This is a genomic window from Thioclava sediminum, assembly GCF_002020355.1.
Taxonomy (GTDB): Bacteria; Pseudomonadota; Alphaproteobacteria; order Rhodobacterales; family Rhodobacteraceae; genus Thioclava; species Thioclava sediminum.
In genome coordinates this window covers 319,892-337,907 of sequence record NZ_MPZV01000003.1, presented here as the reverse complement: position 1 = coordinate 337,907, position 18,016 = coordinate 319,892, and the positions used below count along the sequence as shown (strand labels likewise).

The window sequence follows — 18,016 nt, the reverse complement described above, 5'->3', positions numbered from 1 at the left end:
GATCAGATGAGCACCGAGACGCATCCCGCGGCCAAATACAATCGCGTGCTACTGAAGATCTCGGGTGAGGCGCTGATGGGCGATCAGGGCTACGGCCTGCATCCGCCGACCGTCTCGCGTATAGCGCATGAAGTGAAATCGGTGCGCGATCTGGGCGTCGAGATCTGCATGGTGATCGGCGGCGGCAACATCTTCCGCGGGCTTGCGGGCTCGGCTCAGGGGATGGAGCGCACGACGGCCGACTACATGGGGATGCTCGCGACGGTGATGAACGCGCTGGCGATGCAGTCCGCGCTGGAAGGCCTCGGCGTCTTCACCCGCGTGATCTCGGCTATTCCGATGGATCAGGTCTGCGAGCCCTATATCCGCCGTCGCGCGGTGCGCCACCTCGAGAAGAAGCGGGTCTGCATTTTCGCTGCCGGCACCGGCAACCCCTATTTCACGACCGACACCGCCGCGACGCTGCGCGCCAACGAGATGTCCTGCGAGGCGATCTTCAAGGGCACCAAGGTTGACGGGGTCTATGACAAGGACCCGGTGAAATTCGACGACGCCAAGCGCTACGACACCGTCAGCTACGATGAAGTTCTGCAGAAGAACCTCGGCGTGATGGATGCCTCGGCGATCGCGCTCGCACGCGATAACAACAAGCCGATCATCGTCTTCTCGCTTGACGAGCCGGGTGGCTTCCGCGGCATTCTGGCAGGCGAAGGCACCTACACCAAAGTGCAGGGCTGAGCGCCGCGCGACGGTCACAAATGCTAGTTTTCGCCTGCGAGCTGCGCTAAAGCTCGGCCCGAGGCTCAACAAGAACGGGGAAATACCCAATGTCCGACGATATCGAGATCGACACCGATGACCTTGCCCGCCGCATGGATGGCGCAATGAGCTCGCTCAAGCATGAATTCGCGTCGCTGCGCACGGGCCGCGCCTCGGCCTCGATGGTGGAGCCGGTTCAGGTCGAAGCTTATGGCCAGATGACCCCGATCAACCAGGTCGGCACCGTGAACGTGCCCGAGCCGCGGATGGTCACGATCAACGTCTGGGACAAGTCGATGGTCGGCAAGGTCGAGAAAGCGATCCGCGAATCCGGTCTGGGCATCAACCCGCAGACCAATGGCACGATCATCATGCTGCCGATCCCGGAGCTGAACGAGGAACGCCGCCGCGAGCTGACCAAGGTCGCCGCCCAATATGCCGAGCACGCCCGCGTCGCGATCCGCAACGTACGCCGCGACGGCATGGACCAGATCAAGAAGGCCAAGGCCGATGGCATGTCCGAAGACGACGTGAAGATCTGGGAGAGCGAGGTTCAGGACATGACCGACGCGCATATCGCCAAGGTCGACAAGGCGCTCGAAGACAAGCAAGCCGAGATCATGCAGGTCTGAGGCGTTTGCCTCAGCCCCCTGCGTCTTGAGCGAAAAGGATCACATTGCCGATGGCCCCTAGCATTCCCGACATCGCCCAGACCCCGCAGGGGCATGAGGGGGGCGCCCCGGCGCCGCTGCATGTCGCGATCATCATGGATGGCAACGGGCGGTGGGCCACCCAGCGGGGCTGGCCGCGTCTGGCCGGTCACCGCAAGGGGGCCGAGCAGATCAAGAAGGTCGTGCAGGCCGCGCCCGATCTGGGCATCCGCTACATGACGATCTACGCCTTCTCGACGGAGAACTGGAAGCGCTCGACGCAGGAAGTTCTCGGGTTGATGAAGATGTTCCGGCTGATGATCAAACGCGAGGCGGCGGAGCTGTCGCGTCAGGGCGTCGAGCTGCGCTTTATCGGCGACCGCACGCCGCTCGACCCGCTGCTGCGCGAGACGATGGACGCGATCGAGACGCGCACCAAGGGCAACTCCAAGCTGACGCTGGCGGTTGCGATCAATTACGGCGGGCGCGACGAGCTGAAACGCGCAGCCCAGTCGATTGCGCGCGACGTCGCCGAGGGCAAGATCACGGCCGACGAGGTGGACGAAGCGATGATCTCGTCGCGGCTCGACAGCGCGGGCATGCCCGATCCCGATCTGGTGATCCGCAGCTCGGGCGAGACGCGGACCTCGAATTTCCTGCCGTGGCAGGCGGCCTACTCGGAATATGAATTCACGCCGACGCTCTGGCCCGATTTCACGCCGGACGAGCTGTCCGACATTCTCGATCGGTTTGCCGGGCGCGAGCGGCGCTTCGGCGGGGTTGCCTCGTGACGGAGACGCCGCGGACCGGCAAATGGGGCGATCTCGTCCCGCGGCTCGCCTCCGGGCTTGCGATGGTCGCGATCGGCCTCGCCGCGATCTGGTGGGGCGGTCCGGTCTTCGCGGCGCTCTCGGTGCTCGTGACGGGTCTGATGATCTGGGAACTCACCGCGATGCTGCGCCCCGAACGTCCCGGCAAGGCGGTCGGTCTGGGGCTTGTGGCGGCGGCTGCGCTGACCTTCGTCTTGGCGATCCATGAGCCTTACGGCCTGCTTTATCTGCTGATCGTGCCGATCATGGCGGCGGTGATCTGCACCGGGCGGCGCTGGCTTGGCGCGGGCTATGCGCTGGCGATCATGCTGACGGGCTATGGGCTTGTCGCGTTGCGTGAAGGCGCGGGGCTTGGTGCGATCACATGGATCGTCGCGGTGGTCGTTGTCTCTGATATCATGGGATATTTCGTGGGCCGCACGGTCGGCGGGCCGAAATTCTGGCCCAAGGTCAGCCCGAAGAAGACATGGTCGGGCACGGTCGGCGGCTGGGTCGGTGCGGCGCTCGTGGGCTTTCTCTTCGCCCAGATGGGCGGCGGGCTCGCGATGATCTGGATTTCCCCGCTTCTGGCCTTTGCTGGCCAGCTGGGCGACATCGCCGAAAGCGCGATCAAGCGCGCGACCGGCGTGAAGGACAGCTCCTCGCTGATCCCGGGTCATGGCGGCGTGCTGGACCGCTTCGATGCGCTGACCGGCGCGGTCGTCTTCCTGATGCTGATCTCGCAGGTGATGACCCTGCCGCTGACGGAAGGCTGAACGATGCGGAAGGTTTCGGTCTTCGGGGCGACCGGCTCGATCGGCGAAAGCTGCTTTGATCTGCTGATGGCACAGGGCGGGGCTGAGGCTTACGACGTGGTCGCGCTGAGCGCAGGCCGCAATGTTGCCCGGCTGGCCGAGCAGGCCGTGGCGCTGGAGGCCGATCTGGCCGTGACGGCCTTCGACGAGTGTCTGCCCGCGCTACGCGATGCGCTGGCCGGGACCGGGATCGAAGTCGCTGCCGGGCCGCAGGCTCTGATCGAGGCGGCGTATCGTCCGGCGGATTGGGTTCTGTCGGGTATCGTCGGCGCGGCGGGGCTCGCGCCCGGCTTCGCGGCGCTCTCGCAAGGCGCGACGCTGGCGCTGGCAAACAAGGAATCTCTGGTGACCGCGGGCCCCTTGCTGATGGCCGAGGCGCGCGCGCATGGCGCGACGATCCTGCCGGTCGACAGCGAGCATTCGGCGATTTTCCAAGGGCTCGTAGGCGAAGACATCGCCGCGGTCGAGCGGGTGATCATCACCGCCTCGGGCGGCGCGTTTCGCGACTGGCCGATGGAGAAACTCGCCCATGCCACGGTGGCCGAGGCCTCGGCGCATCCGAACTGGGACATGGGGCAGCGGATCACGATCGACTCCGCGTCGATGTTTAACAAAGCTCTGGAAGTCATTGAGGCAAAAGAGTTCTTCGGCTTCGCGCCGGAGCAGATCGAAGTCCTCGTCCATCCGCAGAGCATCGTCCATTCGCTGGTCGGGTTCCACGATGGCGGGCTGATGGCGCATATGGGCGTGCCTGACATGCGCCACGCGATCGGCTATGCGCTCAACTGGCCCGCGCGAAAACCTCTGCCGGTCGAGAAGCTCGACTTGGCGAAGATCGGACAGCTCGATTTCCGCACCCCGGATCTGGAGCGGTTCCCCGCGCTGCGGCTGGCGCACGAGGTGATGGAAACGGGCGGTCTGGCGGGCACCGTGTTCAACGCCGCCAAGGAAGTCGCGCTCGATCTGTTCATCGCGGGCCGGATCGGATTTCTCGACATGGCCACGCTGGTCGAGAAGGTTCTGGGCGAGATGTCGCGGGACCAGGGTCTTGGAATCGCCGCAAAAGACCTCGATATGGTTCTGAGCTGCGACGCCGAAGCGCGGGCGCGCGCGATGGCGATTTGTGAACACGGAAGGATCTGAGTTTTGGACCTGCTGCCCCAATTCGGCAATCTGCTCTATACGGTTGTGGCCTTCGTCGTCGCGCTCTCGATCATCGTCGCGGTGCATGAATACGGCCATTACATCATCGGGCGGATTTCCGGGATCAAGGCGGAGGTCTTCTCGCTCGGCTTCGGGCCGAAGCTGATCAGCCGCGTCGACAAGCATGGCACGCGCTGGCAGATCGCCGCCGTTCCGCTTGGCGGCTACGTCAAGTTTCTGGGCGATGCGAATGCGGCCTCTGCCGGGGTCGATTCCGAGGAGATGGCCCATCTGAGCCCCGAGGAACGCCGCCACACGATGCATGGCGCGCCGCTTTGGGCACGCGCGGCGACCGTGGCGGCCGGGCCGGTCTTCAACTTCATCCTGTCGATCTGCGTGATCGCGGGGCTGAGCCTCTGGACGGGGCAGGCCACCGAGACGCCCGCGATCCAGACCGTCGTGGCGCTGCCCGGCGGGTCGGGCGATCTGCAGCAGGGCGATGTGATCGATGCGGTGGCGGGCAAGCCTACGCCGGATTATCAGGCGCTCTCTGATGTGGTCGATCAACTGCCCGCAGGGCCGACGCTCGATTACACCGTGACCCGCGATGGCAGCAAAACCGACGCGACGGGGCCGCAGCTCTTCCCGGCGCGGTTTGCAGGCGTTCAGCCGGGCTCTGCCGCCTATGATGCCGGGCTGCGCGCGGGCGATGTGATCACCGCGATCGACGGCAAGCCGGTCTATCGCTTCGTCGATCTGCAGGACGCGGTGAAGGCGGGTGAGGGTAAGGCGGTCTCGCTCGATATCTGGCGGCCTGCGGGCGATGGCGGCGAGACCTTCTCCGTGACGCTGGCGCCGCGCCGCACCGATCTGCCGGTGGGCGACGGGCAGTTCGAGACGCGCTTCCTGATCGGGGCGACGGGTTCGTTCATGTTCGAGCCGGTGACGCAATCGGTCGGTCCGGTCGATGCGCTGCTGGGCGGTGCAAGACAGACCTGGGGCATCATCACGCAATCGGTCTCGGGCATTCAGGCGATGATCGCGCAGCGGATTTCCAGCTGTAACCTGACCGGCGCGCTGCGCATTGCCGAGACCTCGGCGGCGGCTGCGAAATCGGGTGTGCTCGATTTCATCTGGTTCATCGCGGTTCTGTCGACGGCGGTGGGCTTCCTGAACCTCTTCCCGATCCCGGTGCTCGATGGCGGGCATCTGATGTTCCACCTCTATGAGGCAATCACGGGCAAGCCGCCCTCCGATCAGCTGATGAACGTCTTCATGTCGATCGGGCTGGCGCTGGTGCTGACGCTGATGGTCTTCGGGCTCTGGAACGATCTGACCTGCTGAGCGGGGACGTGACGGCCCAGATTTCGCCACAATTGCCTCGCAATGCGGTCATGAAGACAGGGTAGGGAACTCTTAGCGCAAATCGCGCGAAGGAGGCCACTCATGTCCGAGATCATCGCGCATCACTATCGCGAACTTCGCCCGTTGGTGGAAATCGTCGGGGACCGGCTGCTGTTCATCGCAGCGGTTCTGGTCGCGCTGTTCGGCGCGGCGCTGATCGGTATTCAATTGATCGACATTCTCGGCGGCGACGCTTCCAGCTTCCGGCGCATCTGAGCCGGACCGAAAAGGGCACGAAACGCCCGCAAAATCCCTTCGTCGTCGATCCCGGGGCCGCCTTCGCGGCCCTTTCTTTCGTGGCAAGATGATCGCGCTCCACAAAATCTCGGGTCTGAGCCCCCATCCCAGCTTTGACATCGCTTACGCCCTTCGGTACGACCCTTATCAAAGGGAAAAAGTGAACTTCCGGCGGGAGAGGGCGATGTCTATGAGCGTGCAAACTATGCTGAGACTCTGTGCGACGCGAAAGGCACTGCGGGCCAGCGTAGTATTTCCAGCAGTTGCAATGAGTTGCCTTGCGGTTCCCGTGATCGCTCAAGCGCAGCAATACAGTTTCTCGCAGGTGGTGATCACCGGTAACGAGCGCGTCGACGCGGCGACGATTCTGTCCTTCGCCAGAATCGCCCGCAATCAAGCCGTCACCGCAGCCGATCTCAACGCCGCTTACCAGCGTCTGACGAATTCCGGCCTGTTCGAGAACGTTGCAATCACGCCGCAGGGCAACACGCTCAAGATCGCCGTGACCGAGTACCCGACGATCAGCGTGATCAATTTCGAAGGCAACAAGATCATCAAGGACGAGCAGCTCGCCACGATCATTCAGGCGAAGCCGAACCGCGTCTACAATCCCGCCCAGATCGAGGCCGACGCCCAGCGTCTGGCGCGCGCCTATTCCGAGGATGGCCGCATGGCCGCCCGTGTGGTGCCGAAGGTCATCCGCCGCGACAATAACCGCGTCGACGTCGCCTTCGAGATCAAGGAAGGCAAGGTCACCTCGATCGAGCGCGTGACCTTCACCGGCAACCGCTCCTATTCGGACCGTCGTCTGCGTCAGGTGCTCGAGACGAAGCAGGCGGGGATCTTCCGCACCTTCGTCAAGAACGACACGTTCAACGCGAACCGGATCCCGGTCGACCGTCAGAAGCTGATCGATTTCTACCAAGCGCGCGGCTACAAGAACGTGCAGGTCACCGGCGTGTCCTCGCAGATGTCGCGCCAGCGCGATGCGTTCTTCATGACCTTCAACATCATCGAAGGGCAGAAATACCACTTCAACTCGATCAACACGACTTCCGAGATCGACGGCGTCGCGCCTGACGATTTCGCGCCGCTTACCAAGATCCGCCAAGGGCAGACCTTCTCGCCGAAAGCGATCGAACTGGCCGTGACCCGGATGGAGCAGCTTGCGATCAAGAAGGGCATCCAATTCGCCCGCGTCGAGCCGCGCATCACCCAAGACCCGCGCACGCAGTCGGTCAATGTCGATTTCGTGCTGGTCCGTGGCCCGCGTGTCTTCGTGCAGCGCATCGACATCGAGGGCAACACCGCGACGCTCGACCGGGTGGTCCGGCGCGAGTTCCGGACGGTTGAAGGCGACCCCTACAACCCGCGTGAGATCTCGAACGCCGCCGACCGCATCCGCGGCACCGGCTACTTCAAGTCGGTCGACGTGAACACGAAGCCGGGCTCGAGCTCCGATCAGGTCGTGGTGGACGTGAATGTCGAAGAGCAGCCCACCGGCTCGCTTGGTTTCGGCGCCTCCTATTCGAATTCGGACGGGATCGGTTTCAACGCCTCGTTGGAAGAGAAGAACTTCCTCGGTCGCGGGCAGTATCTCGGCGTGTCGATCGGCACGACCAAGGACAATAACAGCTCCAGCTTCCGGTTTATCGAGCCGGCGTTCCTCGGACGTGACGTGGCGCTGAAGTTCTCGGCCGCCTATGCGACCTCGAGCTCGGCGTCGAACACCGCTTACGACACGCGCCGCATCAGCGTCGAGCCGGCACTGGAATTCCCGGTCTCCGAGCGCGGCCGTCTGCAGGTGAGCTACAAGATCGGCGAAGACACGTTGAACAACGTGCCGAGTGACTCCTCGGACATCCTGCTGAACGAAGAAGCCGACAAGGGCACGCAGCGTTACAGCGGCCCGGGTCTGCGCTACAGCTATGATACCGCGCGCGAACAGATCGACCCGCGCTTCACCTGGCGGTTCAACGTCGATCAGCAGTTCTGGGGCGTCGGCGGTGACGTGAAAGGCGGCCAGACCACTGCGAAGATCGTCGGCGAGCGCAAGATCTTCAACGAGGAAGCGACGTTGCGCGCCTCGCTCGAAGGCGGCGCGGTCGATGCCACGGATGGTTCGACGATCCTGCAACGCTTCTCGGGCAGCCAGATCCGCGGCTTCGAGAGCTACGGTATCGGTCCGCGTGACCTCAATGCGGGCAATACCGACGCGCTTGGCGGTAACTACTATTGGGTCGGCAAAGTCGAAGCCGAATTCCCGATCGGTCTGCCCGAAGAGTACGGCATCACCGGCGGCGTGTTCTGGGATGTCGGCTCGGTCTGGGGTCTGGACGACACGACCGGGACCGGCGGCAACGAGGTCGACGACTCGATGCATGTCCGCTCTGCGGTCGGCGTCTCGATCTTCTGGAAATCCGCGATCGGTCCGCTGCGTCTGAACTTCTCGCGGGCGATCAAGAAAGAAAGCTACGACAAGACGCAGAACTTCGATCTGTCGCTTTCCACGCAGTTCTAAGGGCGCGCGATGCGTCTGAGCAGCGTCACCGTTTCCTTCATTGCGGCCGCGCTGGCCTTCGGGCCCGGCGCGGCTGTCGCGCAATCGGCGGTGCAGACACCCCACACGCAGGCGCCCGCAGCCGGGCCGCGCGTGCAGCAGAGCGCGGTCCTCACCCTCGATTGGGAGCGGCTTTACGACAACTCTCTGTGGGGCAAGCGGGTGCAATCCGAGATCGAGTCCGCGTCGAGCGCGCTGCGCAAGGAAAACGACCGGATCGCCAGTCAGCTCGAGGCGGAAGAGCGCAAGCTCACCGAGGAGCGGCTGACGATGCCCTCGGATCAGTTCCAGCAAGCCGCCGATGCCTTCGACACGCGGGCGACCGATATCCGCAAGGCCCAGAAGGCCAAGGCCGATGCGATCCAGCGCCAGTTGAATCAGGAACACCAGACCTTCGTGCAAACCGTGGTGCCGCTGCTCGACGAGGTGCTGAAGGCGCGCGGCGCAGTCGTGGTGCTCGATTCCCGCGCGATCATTCGCGGGCTCGCGCAGGCCGACGTAACGTCCGAACTGGGCGCGCGGGTCGACAAGGAAATCGGTGACGGGGCCGGGCGCGTGACGCCCTTGGTTCCGCCGACGTCGAACGGGGGCTCGGCGGATGCGGCTCAAGGTGCGCCCGCGACACCGGACCAGCCTGGTTCGAACCAGCCCGCTTCGGGCCAATCGTCAAGCGGCGCAGACCCGGATCAAAGCGGCGAGGCGGGTGTCTTTGTCGACAGCAGCCCCAACTCCGCAGGCAAATCGGGCGGCAATTCCACGCTCGACGGCGCGACACGAGATGCGCCGGGGCTGCCGCTTGGTCTGCCGGTCGAAGATAACAATCAGGTTGCGCCGACCGACACCGCACCAGCGCAATAGCAGACGCGCGCTGCTTGCCAAGCGGGGCCGCGATTGCTAGCAACAATCCAAAAGCGATGATCGCGTGATGCGGCAAATTGATACCGCCGCAGGCGCAGTGCGCCCAAGAACGAGGACAGCTCATGACCGAACCCGCCCCCTATACCGAAGCCGATCTGTCGCTCATCAAGCGCATCATTCCGCATCGGTATCCGTTCCTGCTGATCGACAAGGTGCGCGACATCGTTCCGAACAAGGGCGCCGTCGGCATCAAAAACGTCACCGCGAACGAGCCGCATTTCCAGGGCCACTTCCCGGAAGAGCCGATCATGCCCGGCGTCACCATCGTCGAGGCGATGGCGCAGACCTCTGCCGTGGTGGTGGGGATTTCGCTCGACGTGATCGACAAGCCGCTGCTGACCTATTTCATGGGCATCGACAAGTGCAAGTTCCGCCGCAAGGTGGTGCCGGGCGACGTGCTCGAACTGCATGTCACCGTGAAGCGCGGCGGCGGCAAGATCTGGAAATTCGAAGGCCGGGGCACGGTGAATGGTGAACTGGCGGCCGAAGCCGAGTTCACCGCCATGATGGACCTTCAGGGCTGAATGCATGAGCATTGACCCAAGCGCGCAGATCCACGCGTCCGCGGTGATCGAACCCGGCGCGGTGATCGGTCCGGACTGCCGGATCGGCCCGTTCTGCGTGGTCGGCCCCGAGGTCGTGCTGGGCCGGGGCGTCTCGCTGCAAAGCCATGTCGTGCTGCAGGGTGCGACAGAAATCGGCGAGGAGACGCAGATCTTTCCCTTCGCCTCACTGGGGCAGATCCCGCAGGATCTCAAATTCAAGGGCGAGAAGACGCGGCTCAAGATCGGCAAGCGCAACCGCATCCGCGAATATGTCACGATGAACACCGGGACGGATGGCGGCGGTGGGCTCACTCAGGTGGGTGATGACGGGCTGTTCATGTCGTCCTGCCATGTCGGGCATGACTGCAAGATCGGCGACCGTGTGATCCTTGTGAATTCCGTGGCGCTCGCCGGCCATTGTCAGCTCGAGGATGACGTCATCGTCGGCGGTCTGTCGGGCGTGCACCAATTCGTCCGCATCGGGCGCGGCGCGATCATCGGCGCGCTGTCGATGGTGACGGCGGATGTGATACCGCATGCCTTGGTGGCGGGACCGCGCGCGGGGCTCGAAGGGTTGAACCTCGTGGGGTTGAAGCGCCGTGGCACGCCGCGCGAGGAAATCACGTCGCTGCGCAAAACCGTCGAGGCGCTCGGTCAGGGCAGCTTCCGCGAAAGCGCGCGGACCCTCTCGGAAGAGGGCGTCGAAGGCGAATTGGCGCGCGAAGTGCTTGATTTCATCCTCGGCCCGTCCGAGCGCAGCTTCCTGACGCCCGGCAAATGAGCGGGGGCACGCATACCGCGCTGATCGCCGGGGCTGGCCGTTTGCCTGCGATTCTGACCGAGGCCGTTCCGGATCTTCTCGTCTGCGAGATGATCGGGGCGCCTTGCGATCTGGACGGCGATCATCTGCGCTTCCGGATCGAGCGGCTGGTGCCGTTTCTCGACGAATTGGCCGATCGCGGGATCGAGCGGGTGGTGTTCGCGGGCGCGATGCAGCGTCCGGCGATCGATCCCGAGCAGTTCGATCCCCGCTCGGCGCAGCTGGTGCCGCGGCTCGCGATGGCGATGCAGGCGGGCGACGATGCGACGCTGCGCGCGGTGATCGAGGTGTTCGAGGAGTTCGATCTGGAGGTCGTCGGCGCGCATGAGATCGCGCCCGCGCTGCTGCCCGAGGCGGGCGTGCTGTGCGGCAAACCGTCGGTCGTGGACGAAGAGGATGCCGAGCGTGGGGCCGAGATTGTCACCGCGCTTGGGGCGTCGGATATCGGTCAGGGCGCAGTGGTCGGGCGCGGGCTTTGCCTTGCGGTCGAGACCCTGCCGGGTACCGATGCGATGCTGGATTTCGTGCGTCACCACAAAGGCTTGCGCGGCGATCTTAAAGCGGTGAAGGGCGTCTTCTACAAGGCGCCGAAACCCGATCAGGACCGTCGTGCCGATCTGCCTGCCATTGGGGTCGAGACGGTTAAGAACGCCGCCGCCGCTGGCCTGTCCGGCATCGCTTTCGAGGCGGGCGGTGTTATGCTTCTCGATCGCGATGCGGTCATCGAGGCCGCCGAGGCCGCGGGCCTCTTTCTCTGGGCGCGGGAGCCATGAGGCTCTACGTCATCGCGGGCGAGGCATCGGGCGACAAGCTCGGCGGCGCCCTGATGGCGGGGATCAACGGGCTTTCGCCGGACGTCGAGTGGTCCGGTATCGGCGGCGAGGAGATGGGCGCGCAGGGGCTCACCAGTCTTTTCCCGATGGAAGAGCTTTCGGTCATGGGGCTGATGGAGGTCCTGCCGAAATACCGCCATCTGAAACGGCGCATCGCCGAGACTGCGGATCACGTGGTCGAAAGCGGCGCCGAGGCTCTGGTCACCATCGACAGCCCCGATTTCTGCCTGCGCGTGGCGCGACTGGTGAAGGAAAAGCGCCCTGATCTCAAGGTGATCCACTATGTGGCGCCCTCGGTCTGGGCATGGCGTCCGGGGCGCGCGGCGAAAATGGCGCAGGTGGTCGATCATGTGCTCGCGCTGCTGCCTTTCGAGCCGCCCTATATGGAAGCCGCCGGGATGAGCTGCGATTTCGTGGGCCATCCCGTCGTGGCCGAGCCGCGCGCGACCGGGGCGGACGCGGCGGCCTTCCGCGAGACCCATATGATCGGCGAGGAACAACCGCTCGCGCTGTGTCTGCCGGGCTCGCGGCGCGGCGAGGTCAAGCGGCTCGGGGCGCGCTTCGACGAGGCGCTGATGCAGCTGCGCGACCGCGAGCCGGGGCTGCGCGTCGTGCTGCCGACGGTGCGGGGCGTGGCGCCGATGGTGCGCGAGATGACGGCCCGCTGGCCGGTCGCGCCGATCGTCGTCGAGAATGCCGATGACAAGCGCGCGGCTTTTGCCGCCGCCGATATCGCGCTGGCGGCCTCGGGCACGGTCAGTCTGGAGCTGGCTGCGAACCGGGTGCCGATGGTGATCGCCTATGACGCGAATTTCCTGACATGGCACGTGATCTCGCGGATGCTCAAGATCGATACGGTGACGCTGGTTAATCTGGTCTCCGATACCCGGGTAATCCCGGAATTCCTCGGCCCCGACTGCAAGCCGCGTGACATTTCGGCGAAGATGCTGGAATTGCTGGAAGAAGACGCGGCGCGCGAAGAGCAGATGGCCGCGATGGAAGAGGTGATGCGCCGTTTGGGCGAGGGCGGCGAGCCGCCCGGCCTGCGCGCGGCGCGTTCGGTTCTGGAGTTTCTCGGGAGGGCGTGATGCGCGTCTTTTTGGCTGTTTTTCTGACAATCTGGGCCGGGGCCGCCTTGGCCGAGACCGATCCCGCGCAGCTTTTCGCGCAATCCTGCGGGCGCTGTCATCGCGACGCGGTCAGAATGGTCGCAAAGATCGATTGGGCTGCGGACAATCAGACGCCCGAGGCGCGGCGCGACTGGTTCGACGATTTCATGGTGCGTCACCATTCGCCCGATCCAGACAGCCGCGCGGCGATCGCCGAATGGCTGGCAGGGCTCGCCTCGTAAGACGACCCCTGCCGAGGGGCCTTAGCCCAGAACCGATTTCACGGCATCGGCGGTGACTTCGACGATCTTGTCGGCCTCCGCCTCGGTGAGGCACAGCGGCGGTGCGAGGCCGAGGATGTCGCCCTGCGGCATCGCGCGCCCGATCACGCCACGCTCGACCATCGCGCCTGCGATCTTCGCGCCGATCTTGTCGGAGGCGTCGAAGAAGCTGCGATTGTCGCGATCGGCCATGAATTCCACCGCGCAGAGCATCCCTTCGCCGCGGATATCGCCGACATTCGCGTGCTCGCCGATGGCGGCGCGCATCTGGTCATTGAGGTATTTGCCGACTTTGCCCGCATTCTCGACGAGGCCGAGCTTGTCGATCAGCTCGAGGTTCGCGACACCGGCCGCAGCCCCGATCGGGTGCGCCGAGTAGGTCCAGCCGTGGCCGATCGGGCCGTTCTCGTCGGTGCCTTGCTCAAGCACTTTCCACATCTTGTCGCTCACGATGGTGCCCGAGAGCGGCGCATAGGCCGAGGTCAGGCCTTTCGCGATGGTGATCAGGTCAGGCTTCATGCCGTAGTGATCCGAGCCGAACATGCTCCCCAGACGCCCGAAGCCGGTCACGACCTCATCGGCGATCAGCAGGATGTCGTATTTGTTCAGCACCTTCTGGATCGCTTCCCAATAGCCCGCGGGCGGGGGCACGATGCCGCCGGTGCCCAGAACCGGCTCGCCGATGAAGGCGGCGATGGTGTCGGGGCCTTCGCGTTCGATCAGCTGCTCCAGCTCGGACGCGCAATAGGCGGTGAAGGCCTCTTCCGACATCGCCTCATCAGGGCGGCGGTAGTAATAGGGCGCCTCGGTGTGGACCACCTGGCTCAGCGGCAGGTCGAACTTCTTGTGGAACAGCTCCAAACCCGTCAGCGAACCGGTCATCAGGCCCGAGCCGTGATAGCCGCGCCAGCGCGAGATGATCTTCTTCTTCTCTGGGCGGTTCAGGATGTTGTTGTAATACCAGACCAGCTTGATGTTGGTCTCGTTCGCATCCGAGCCCGACAGGCCGAAATAGACCTTGGACATGTGATCGGGCGCACGGTCGAGGACCATATGCGCCAGGGTGATCGAGGCCTCGGTGCCGTGGCCGACATAGGCGTGGTAATAGGCCAGTTCCTTCGCCTGCTCGGCGATGGCCTCGGAGATCTCGGTGCGCCCGTAGCCCACGTTCACGCAGTAGAGGCCTGCGAAGGCGTCGAGCAGCTTGTTACCGTCGCGATCCTCGATGAACACGCCCTTGCCGCCGGTGACGATGCGGTTGGGGGACTCGCCGCGCGCGTGCTGGGCGAGATGCGTCGAGGGGTGGAAGAAGCTTTCGCGATCCCACTTGTCGAGTTGGTCATTGGTCAGCAATTTTCTCTCCTTCTTCTTGTCTTGGGCCGTCCGGGCTGGCGGGGGAGTTAACCCCAATCCCGACAGACGTATTTGATTTCCATGAACTCTTCCATTCCGCGACGCGAGCCTTCGCGGCCGAGGCCGGATTGCTTCATGCCGCCGAACGGGATCGGCGCGCCGGTGACCTTGGTGCGGTTGACCGCGACCATGCCGAATTGCAGCGCGCGGGTGGCGCGGTAGATGCGTTTCGGGTTCTGGCTGTGGACGTAGGCGACGAGGCCGTATTCGGTTGCGTTGGCTTTGGCGAAGACTTCTTCTTCCGTGTCGAAGACGGTGATCGGAGCGACCGGGCCGAAGGTCTCCTCCTGCATGATCTTGGCGTTATCAGGCACGTCGGTCAGCACGGTCGGCGCGAAGAACAGCGGGCCACGATCGAGCCGCTTGCCGCCGCAGGCCAGTTTCGCCCCCTTGGCCAGCGCGTCGGCGACATGTTCCTCCTGCTTGGCCACCGCCTTTTCGTTCATCAGCGGGCCGATATCGGGGTCCTCCATGCCGATGCCCACGCTGAGCGCCTGCGTGGCCTCGGTGAAGCGGCGGCAGAACTCGTCATAGACTTGGCGCTCGACATAGATCCGGTTCGCGCCGAGGCAGTCTTGGCCCGAGGTTGCGAATTTCGCCTTGATGACTTCCTCGACGGCTTGATCGAGATCGGCCCCCTTGAAGACGATGACCGGGGCATGGCCGCCCAGTTCGAGGACCAGCCGTTTCACCGTCTGAGCCGATTGGCGATAGAGCAGGCGGCCCACTTCGGTGGAGCCTGTGAAGGAGAGCGCGCGGACGCGGGTGTCGTCGCACCAGGGCTCGACGATTTCCGGGGCGTGGCCGGTCAACACGTTGAACACGCCCGCGGGAAGGCCCGCGCGTTCGGCCAGTTCCGCCAGCGCCAGCGCCGAATAGGGCGTCTCATGCGAGGGGTGCGCGACCACGGTGCAGCCCGCGGCAATCGCGGCGGCGGCCTTGCGCGTCAGCATCGCGGCGGGGAAGTTCCACGGCGTGACGAGACCCACGACGCCCACGGGTTCGAGCCACAGCTCCACCTCTGCGTCATGCAGATGCGAGGTGACGCCCTCGATATTCGGGCGCTTGGCCTCTTCGGCGTAGTACTCGATGAAGCTCGCCGCATAGTCGATCTCGCCCATGGCTTCGCTGAGCGGCTTGCCCTGTTCGAGCACCATGATCCGCGCCAGATCGTCCTTCGCTTCAATGATCAGGTCGAACCAGCGGCGCAGAATGGCGGAGCGTTCCTGCGGCAGCGTCATCGACCAGTCGAGAAAGGCGGCTTGGGCGGCATCGACCGCCGCGCGCGACTGGCTGCGGTTGAGCGCGGTGATATCGCCCAGACGTTCGGCATTGGCGGGGTTGGTGACGGGGATCACCTCGCCCGTCTCACCCGCGATCCAGCGGCCATTCACATAGGAAAAGCTGCGCAGCAAGCGCTTGTCGGCAATATCGGGGCGGGCGGAAATGGCGGTATCGAGCATGAGAGACCTCCTTGGTTGAGATCACTCTGCGCCCGATTTCACAGGGTAATAGTCCGAATGGACTGCGCGGGCCCCGGATTTGGGCTGAAATAGAGCCGTCCGTCAGTCCATTTGGTCTGCGAAGAGATCGAAGGGCGGCATGGCGGCGTTCTTCACCTCTTTCGTAACGATATAGGTGAAATAGCGCGCGATGCCGATCCGCGCGTCCAGCATCGAGTCGATGAGCCGCTGATAGGCGTCGATGTCGCGGGTCACGATCTGCATCAGATAGTCGAATCCGCCGCCCAAAGCCCAGCAGCCCACGACCTCGGGGTGCTGATCGAGCGAGCGCTCGAAGGTCTGGAAACTGGCGGCGGTGTGATCGGCCAGTTCTGCGGCCACGAACAGCGTCACATGCGGCCCGAGCTTCTTGAGGTTGAAGGTCGCGCGATAGCCCGCGATCAGGCCCGCTTTCTCCAGCTTTTTCAGCCGGTCCCAGGCGGGCGTGGGCGAGAGGTTGATCTTCTCGGCCAGCGCCGCCTTGGTGATGCGGCCCTCGCGCGCCAGCACGCGCAGAATTTCGATATCGCGGGGGTCGAGCTTGATCATGGCGCCACGCTACACCGGGTTAACGCCCTGCGCATCCCCGATTTTTCGGGTCCGGTGCAGCACTGCTCATTCGGCTGGTTCGCGTTGCTTGGATTGCGGGGCGCGGAAGCGCTCCTTGGCCGAACCATAGGGCTCCACCGTCCGGCGCTTGCGGCGCAGCCCGTCGGCATCGCCCCGGCGCAGGCGCAGGAAATAGAGCGCCGAGAGCGGCCCCGTCGCGCCCGCAATCGCAAAGCCCCAGAGGAAGGCGTGGATCGGGATCATCTCGGCCCCTGTCGTGGTCGCCGCCGACCCTGCGGTCAGTTCCAGCACCACGCCCGCCAGCGCGATGCCGAGCGCGAGCGAGACCTGACGGCTCATCGCGGTGAAGGCGGTGGCGGGGCTCATCTCGCGCGTATCGAGATCGGCGAACCCGATGGAGTTGATCGCGGTGAAGACGACCGATTGCGCGGCGCCGCCGATCAGCAGAAGCGGGATCAGTTGCCAGTCATGGATGCTCGTCACGGTGAGGAAGCCGAAGATCGTCGCGCCGCGGATCACCGCCGCCCAGATCATCACCCATTTGAAGCCGAACCGGTCGAGGATGCGCGGCACGAAGGTCCGCAGGCTTACCGCGCCCACCGCGTTCAGACCCGTCAGCGCGCCCGAGACCATCACCGAGGCACCGAGGCCCAGTTGGAAGAACAGCGGCAGCAGAAGCGAGATCGCCCCGTTCGACAGTCGGAATATCAACCCGCCGGTGATCGAGACATCGAAGGTGCGGTGCCGGAACAGCCGCAGATCGAGAAGCGGCTCCTCTGTGTTGCGCGCCCGCAGCCAGTAGAGGACGAGCAGCGCCACACCCGCAACGCTGAGGCCCGCGGCGGCCTGCCATGGCAGGATATGCTCGCCCAGCGCGGAAAACCCGGTCATCACGGCTGCCAGCCCCACGGCCGAGAGCAGGAAGCCCGGAAAATCGAACGGCTTCGGCTCGGGCGGGCCGTCGGCGGGCATGTGGCGCAGCGTCAGCCAGATCGCGAGCGCCCCCAGCGGCAGGTTCATCAGGAAGATCGAGCGCCAGCCGAGGAAGGTCGTCACCGTCGCGCCCACGAAGGGGCCCAGCGCCGGGCCGATCAGCGCGGGCAGGGTGACATAGACCATCGCGCGGGTCATCTCCTCCTTGGAGGTGTGGCGCAGCACGATCAACCGGCCGACGGGGCTCATCATCGCAGCCCCGATGCCCTGCAGCGCGCGGGCCAGCACCAGCCCGGTCAGGCTCGTCTGAATGGCGCAGAGAAGCGAGGCCACAAGGAAAACGCCCATCGCCGCGAGGAAGGTCCGCCGCGCCCCGATGCGATCCGCGATCCAGCCCGAGATCGGCACGAAAGCCGCGAGCGCGATCAGATAGGTCGCCATCGCCATCTTGAGCGACAGCACCGGCACCGAAAGGTCCCGCGCGATCACCGGGATCGCGGTCGCCAGAACGGTCGCGTCGATCAGCTCCATCAGGAGCGACAGCGCGACCGTCAGCGGAATGATATTGTCTCGAAGCCTGCTCAACATGACCGGGCATAGCTAGCACGCAGGCGCACGGTGTCACCCCGCGGCCGCGCGCAGGCTTGCGTGCTCTATCGCGCAGGTGAGGCGGGCAAAGAAAAGCCCCGCCCGAGAGGGGCGGGGAGTTGGGAGT

Annotated in this window: 18 protein-coding genes; 14 read left to right on the top strand and 4 right to left on the bottom strand. The window is 64.8% G+C overall.

From position 1 onward, the window contains the following. The first annotated feature begins 6 nt into the window (after positions 1–6). The 14 genes from pyrH (at position 7) to BMI91_RS13815 (ending at position 12,844) form a co-directional block, all read left to right on the top strand. Positions 7–738 (top strand): UMP kinase, encoded by a 732-nt coding sequence (gene pyrH, locus BMI91_RS13875; protein ID WP_078550242.1) that lies wholly within the window; start codon positions 7–9, stop codon positions 736–738. Positions 739–827: 89 nt separating this feature from the next. Next, positions 828–1,391 (top strand): ribosome recycling factor, encoded by a 564-nt coding sequence (gene frr / locus BMI91_RS13870; RefSeq protein WP_078550245.1) that lies wholly within the window; start codon positions 828–830, stop codon positions 1,389–1,391. Positions 1,392–1,441: 50 nt separating this feature from the next. Beyond that, positions 1,442–2,200: a polyprenyl diphosphate synthase gene (uppS, locus tag BMI91_RS13865; RefSeq protein WP_093477136.1), complete on the top strand. Its 759-nt coding sequence runs from the start codon at positions 1,442–1,444 to the stop codon at positions 2,198–2,200. Further along, the gene (locus BMI91_RS13860; RefSeq protein WP_279627338.1) at positions 2,197–2,994 is read left to right on the top strand and encodes a phosphatidate cytidylyltransferase; all 798 of its coding nucleotides are present in this window, start codon (positions 2,197–2,199) and stop codon (positions 2,992–2,994) included. The genes uppS and BMI91_RS13860 overlap by 4 nt, the downstream gene beginning before the upstream one ends. 3 nt (positions 2,995–2,997) lie before the next feature. Beyond that, positions 2,998–4,176 carry a 1-deoxy-D-xylulose-5-phosphate reductoisomerase gene (dxr, locus tag BMI91_RS13855; RefSeq protein ID WP_244176642.1) on the top strand — a complete coding sequence of 393 codons (1,179 nt, stop codon included), beginning with the start codon at positions 2,998–3,000 and terminating at the stop codon, positions 4,174–4,176. A 3-nt stretch (positions 4,177–4,179) separates the two neighbouring features. Then, positions 4,180–5,520: an RIP metalloprotease RseP gene (gene rseP / locus BMI91_RS13850; protein WP_244176641.1), complete on the top strand. Its 1,341-nt coding sequence runs from the start codon at positions 4,180–4,182 to the stop codon at positions 5,518–5,520. Between the two features lie 102 nt (positions 5,521–5,622). Continuing rightward, positions 5,623–5,796, top strand: a complete 174-nt coding sequence (locus BMI91_RS20060) for a hypothetical protein (RefSeq protein ID WP_158522164.1) — start codon at positions 5,623–5,625, stop codon at positions 5,794–5,796. Positions 5,797–6,085: 289 nt separating this feature from the next. After that, the gene (gene bamA / locus BMI91_RS13845) at positions 6,086–8,338 is read left to right on the top strand and encodes an outer membrane protein assembly factor BamA (RefSeq protein WP_093477134.1); all 2,253 of its coding nucleotides are present in this window, start codon (positions 6,086–6,088) and stop codon (positions 8,336–8,338) included. 9 nt (positions 8,339–8,347) lie between these two features. Continuing rightward, positions 8,348–9,235 carry an OmpH/Skp family outer membrane protein gene (locus BMI91_RS13840; RefSeq protein ID WP_078605467.1) on the top strand — a complete coding sequence of 296 codons (888 nt, stop codon included), beginning with the start codon at positions 8,348–8,350 and terminating at the stop codon, positions 9,233–9,235. A gap of 122 nt (positions 9,236–9,357) precedes the next feature. Continuing rightward, positions 9,358–9,819 (top strand): 3-hydroxyacyl-ACP dehydratase FabZ, encoded by a 462-nt coding sequence (gene fabZ / locus BMI91_RS13835; RefSeq protein ID WP_078520753.1) that lies wholly within the window; start codon positions 9,358–9,360, stop codon positions 9,817–9,819. 4 nt (positions 9,820–9,823) lie between these two features. Next, positions 9,824–10,621: an acyl-ACP--UDP-N-acetylglucosamine O-acyltransferase gene (gene lpxA, locus BMI91_RS13830; protein WP_078605466.1), complete on the top strand. Its 798-nt coding sequence runs from the start codon at positions 9,824–9,826 to the stop codon at positions 10,619–10,621. Then, the gene (locus BMI91_RS13825) at positions 10,618–11,433 is read left to right on the top strand and encodes an LpxI family protein (RefSeq protein WP_078605465.1); all 816 of its coding nucleotides are present in this window, start codon (positions 10,618–10,620) and stop codon (positions 11,431–11,433) included. The genes lpxA and BMI91_RS13825 overlap by 4 nt, the downstream gene beginning before the upstream one ends. Further along, on the top strand, positions 11,430–12,581 hold the full coding sequence (lpxB, locus tag BMI91_RS13820; protein ID WP_078605464.1) for a lipid-A-disaccharide synthase: 1,152 nt from the start codon (positions 11,430–11,432) through the stop codon (positions 12,579–12,581). The genes BMI91_RS13825 and lpxB overlap by 4 nt, the downstream gene beginning before the upstream one ends. Then, positions 12,581–12,844 carry a hypothetical protein gene (locus BMI91_RS13815; RefSeq protein WP_078605463.1) on the top strand — a complete coding sequence of 88 codons (264 nt, stop codon included), beginning with the start codon at positions 12,581–12,583 and terminating at the stop codon, positions 12,842–12,844. The genes lpxB and BMI91_RS13815 overlap by 1 nt, the downstream gene beginning before the upstream one ends. A 21-nt stretch (positions 12,845–12,865) precedes the next feature. Here BMI91_RS13815 and BMI91_RS13810 read toward each other — a convergent pair whose 3' ends face one another. The 4 genes from BMI91_RS13810 to BMI91_RS13795 form a co-directional block, all read right to left on the bottom strand. Continuing rightward, positions 12,866–14,236, bottom strand: coding sequence for an aspartate aminotransferase family protein (locus tag BMI91_RS13810; protein WP_078605462.1), 1,371 nt, complete (start codon positions 14,234–14,236; stop codon positions 12,866–12,868). 47 nt (positions 14,237–14,283) lie between these two features. Next, positions 14,284–15,759 carry an NAD-dependent succinate-semialdehyde dehydrogenase gene (locus BMI91_RS13805; protein ID WP_078605460.1) on the bottom strand — a complete coding sequence of 492 codons (1,476 nt, stop codon included), beginning with the start codon at positions 15,757–15,759 and terminating at the stop codon, positions 14,284–14,286. Between the two features lie 102 nt (positions 15,760–15,861). Beyond that, positions 15,862–16,347 carry an Lrp/AsnC family transcriptional regulator gene (locus BMI91_RS13800; RefSeq protein WP_152844310.1) on the bottom strand — a complete coding sequence of 162 codons (486 nt, stop codon included), beginning with the start codon at positions 16,345–16,347 and terminating at the stop codon, positions 15,862–15,864. A 66-nt stretch (positions 16,348–16,413) separates the two neighbouring features. After that, complete coding sequence (locus BMI91_RS13795) at positions 16,414–17,889, bottom strand: MFS transporter (RefSeq protein ID WP_078605458.1); 1,476 nt, start codon at positions 17,887–17,889, stop codon at positions 16,414–16,416. Positions 17,890–18,016 lie beyond the last annotated feature (127 nt).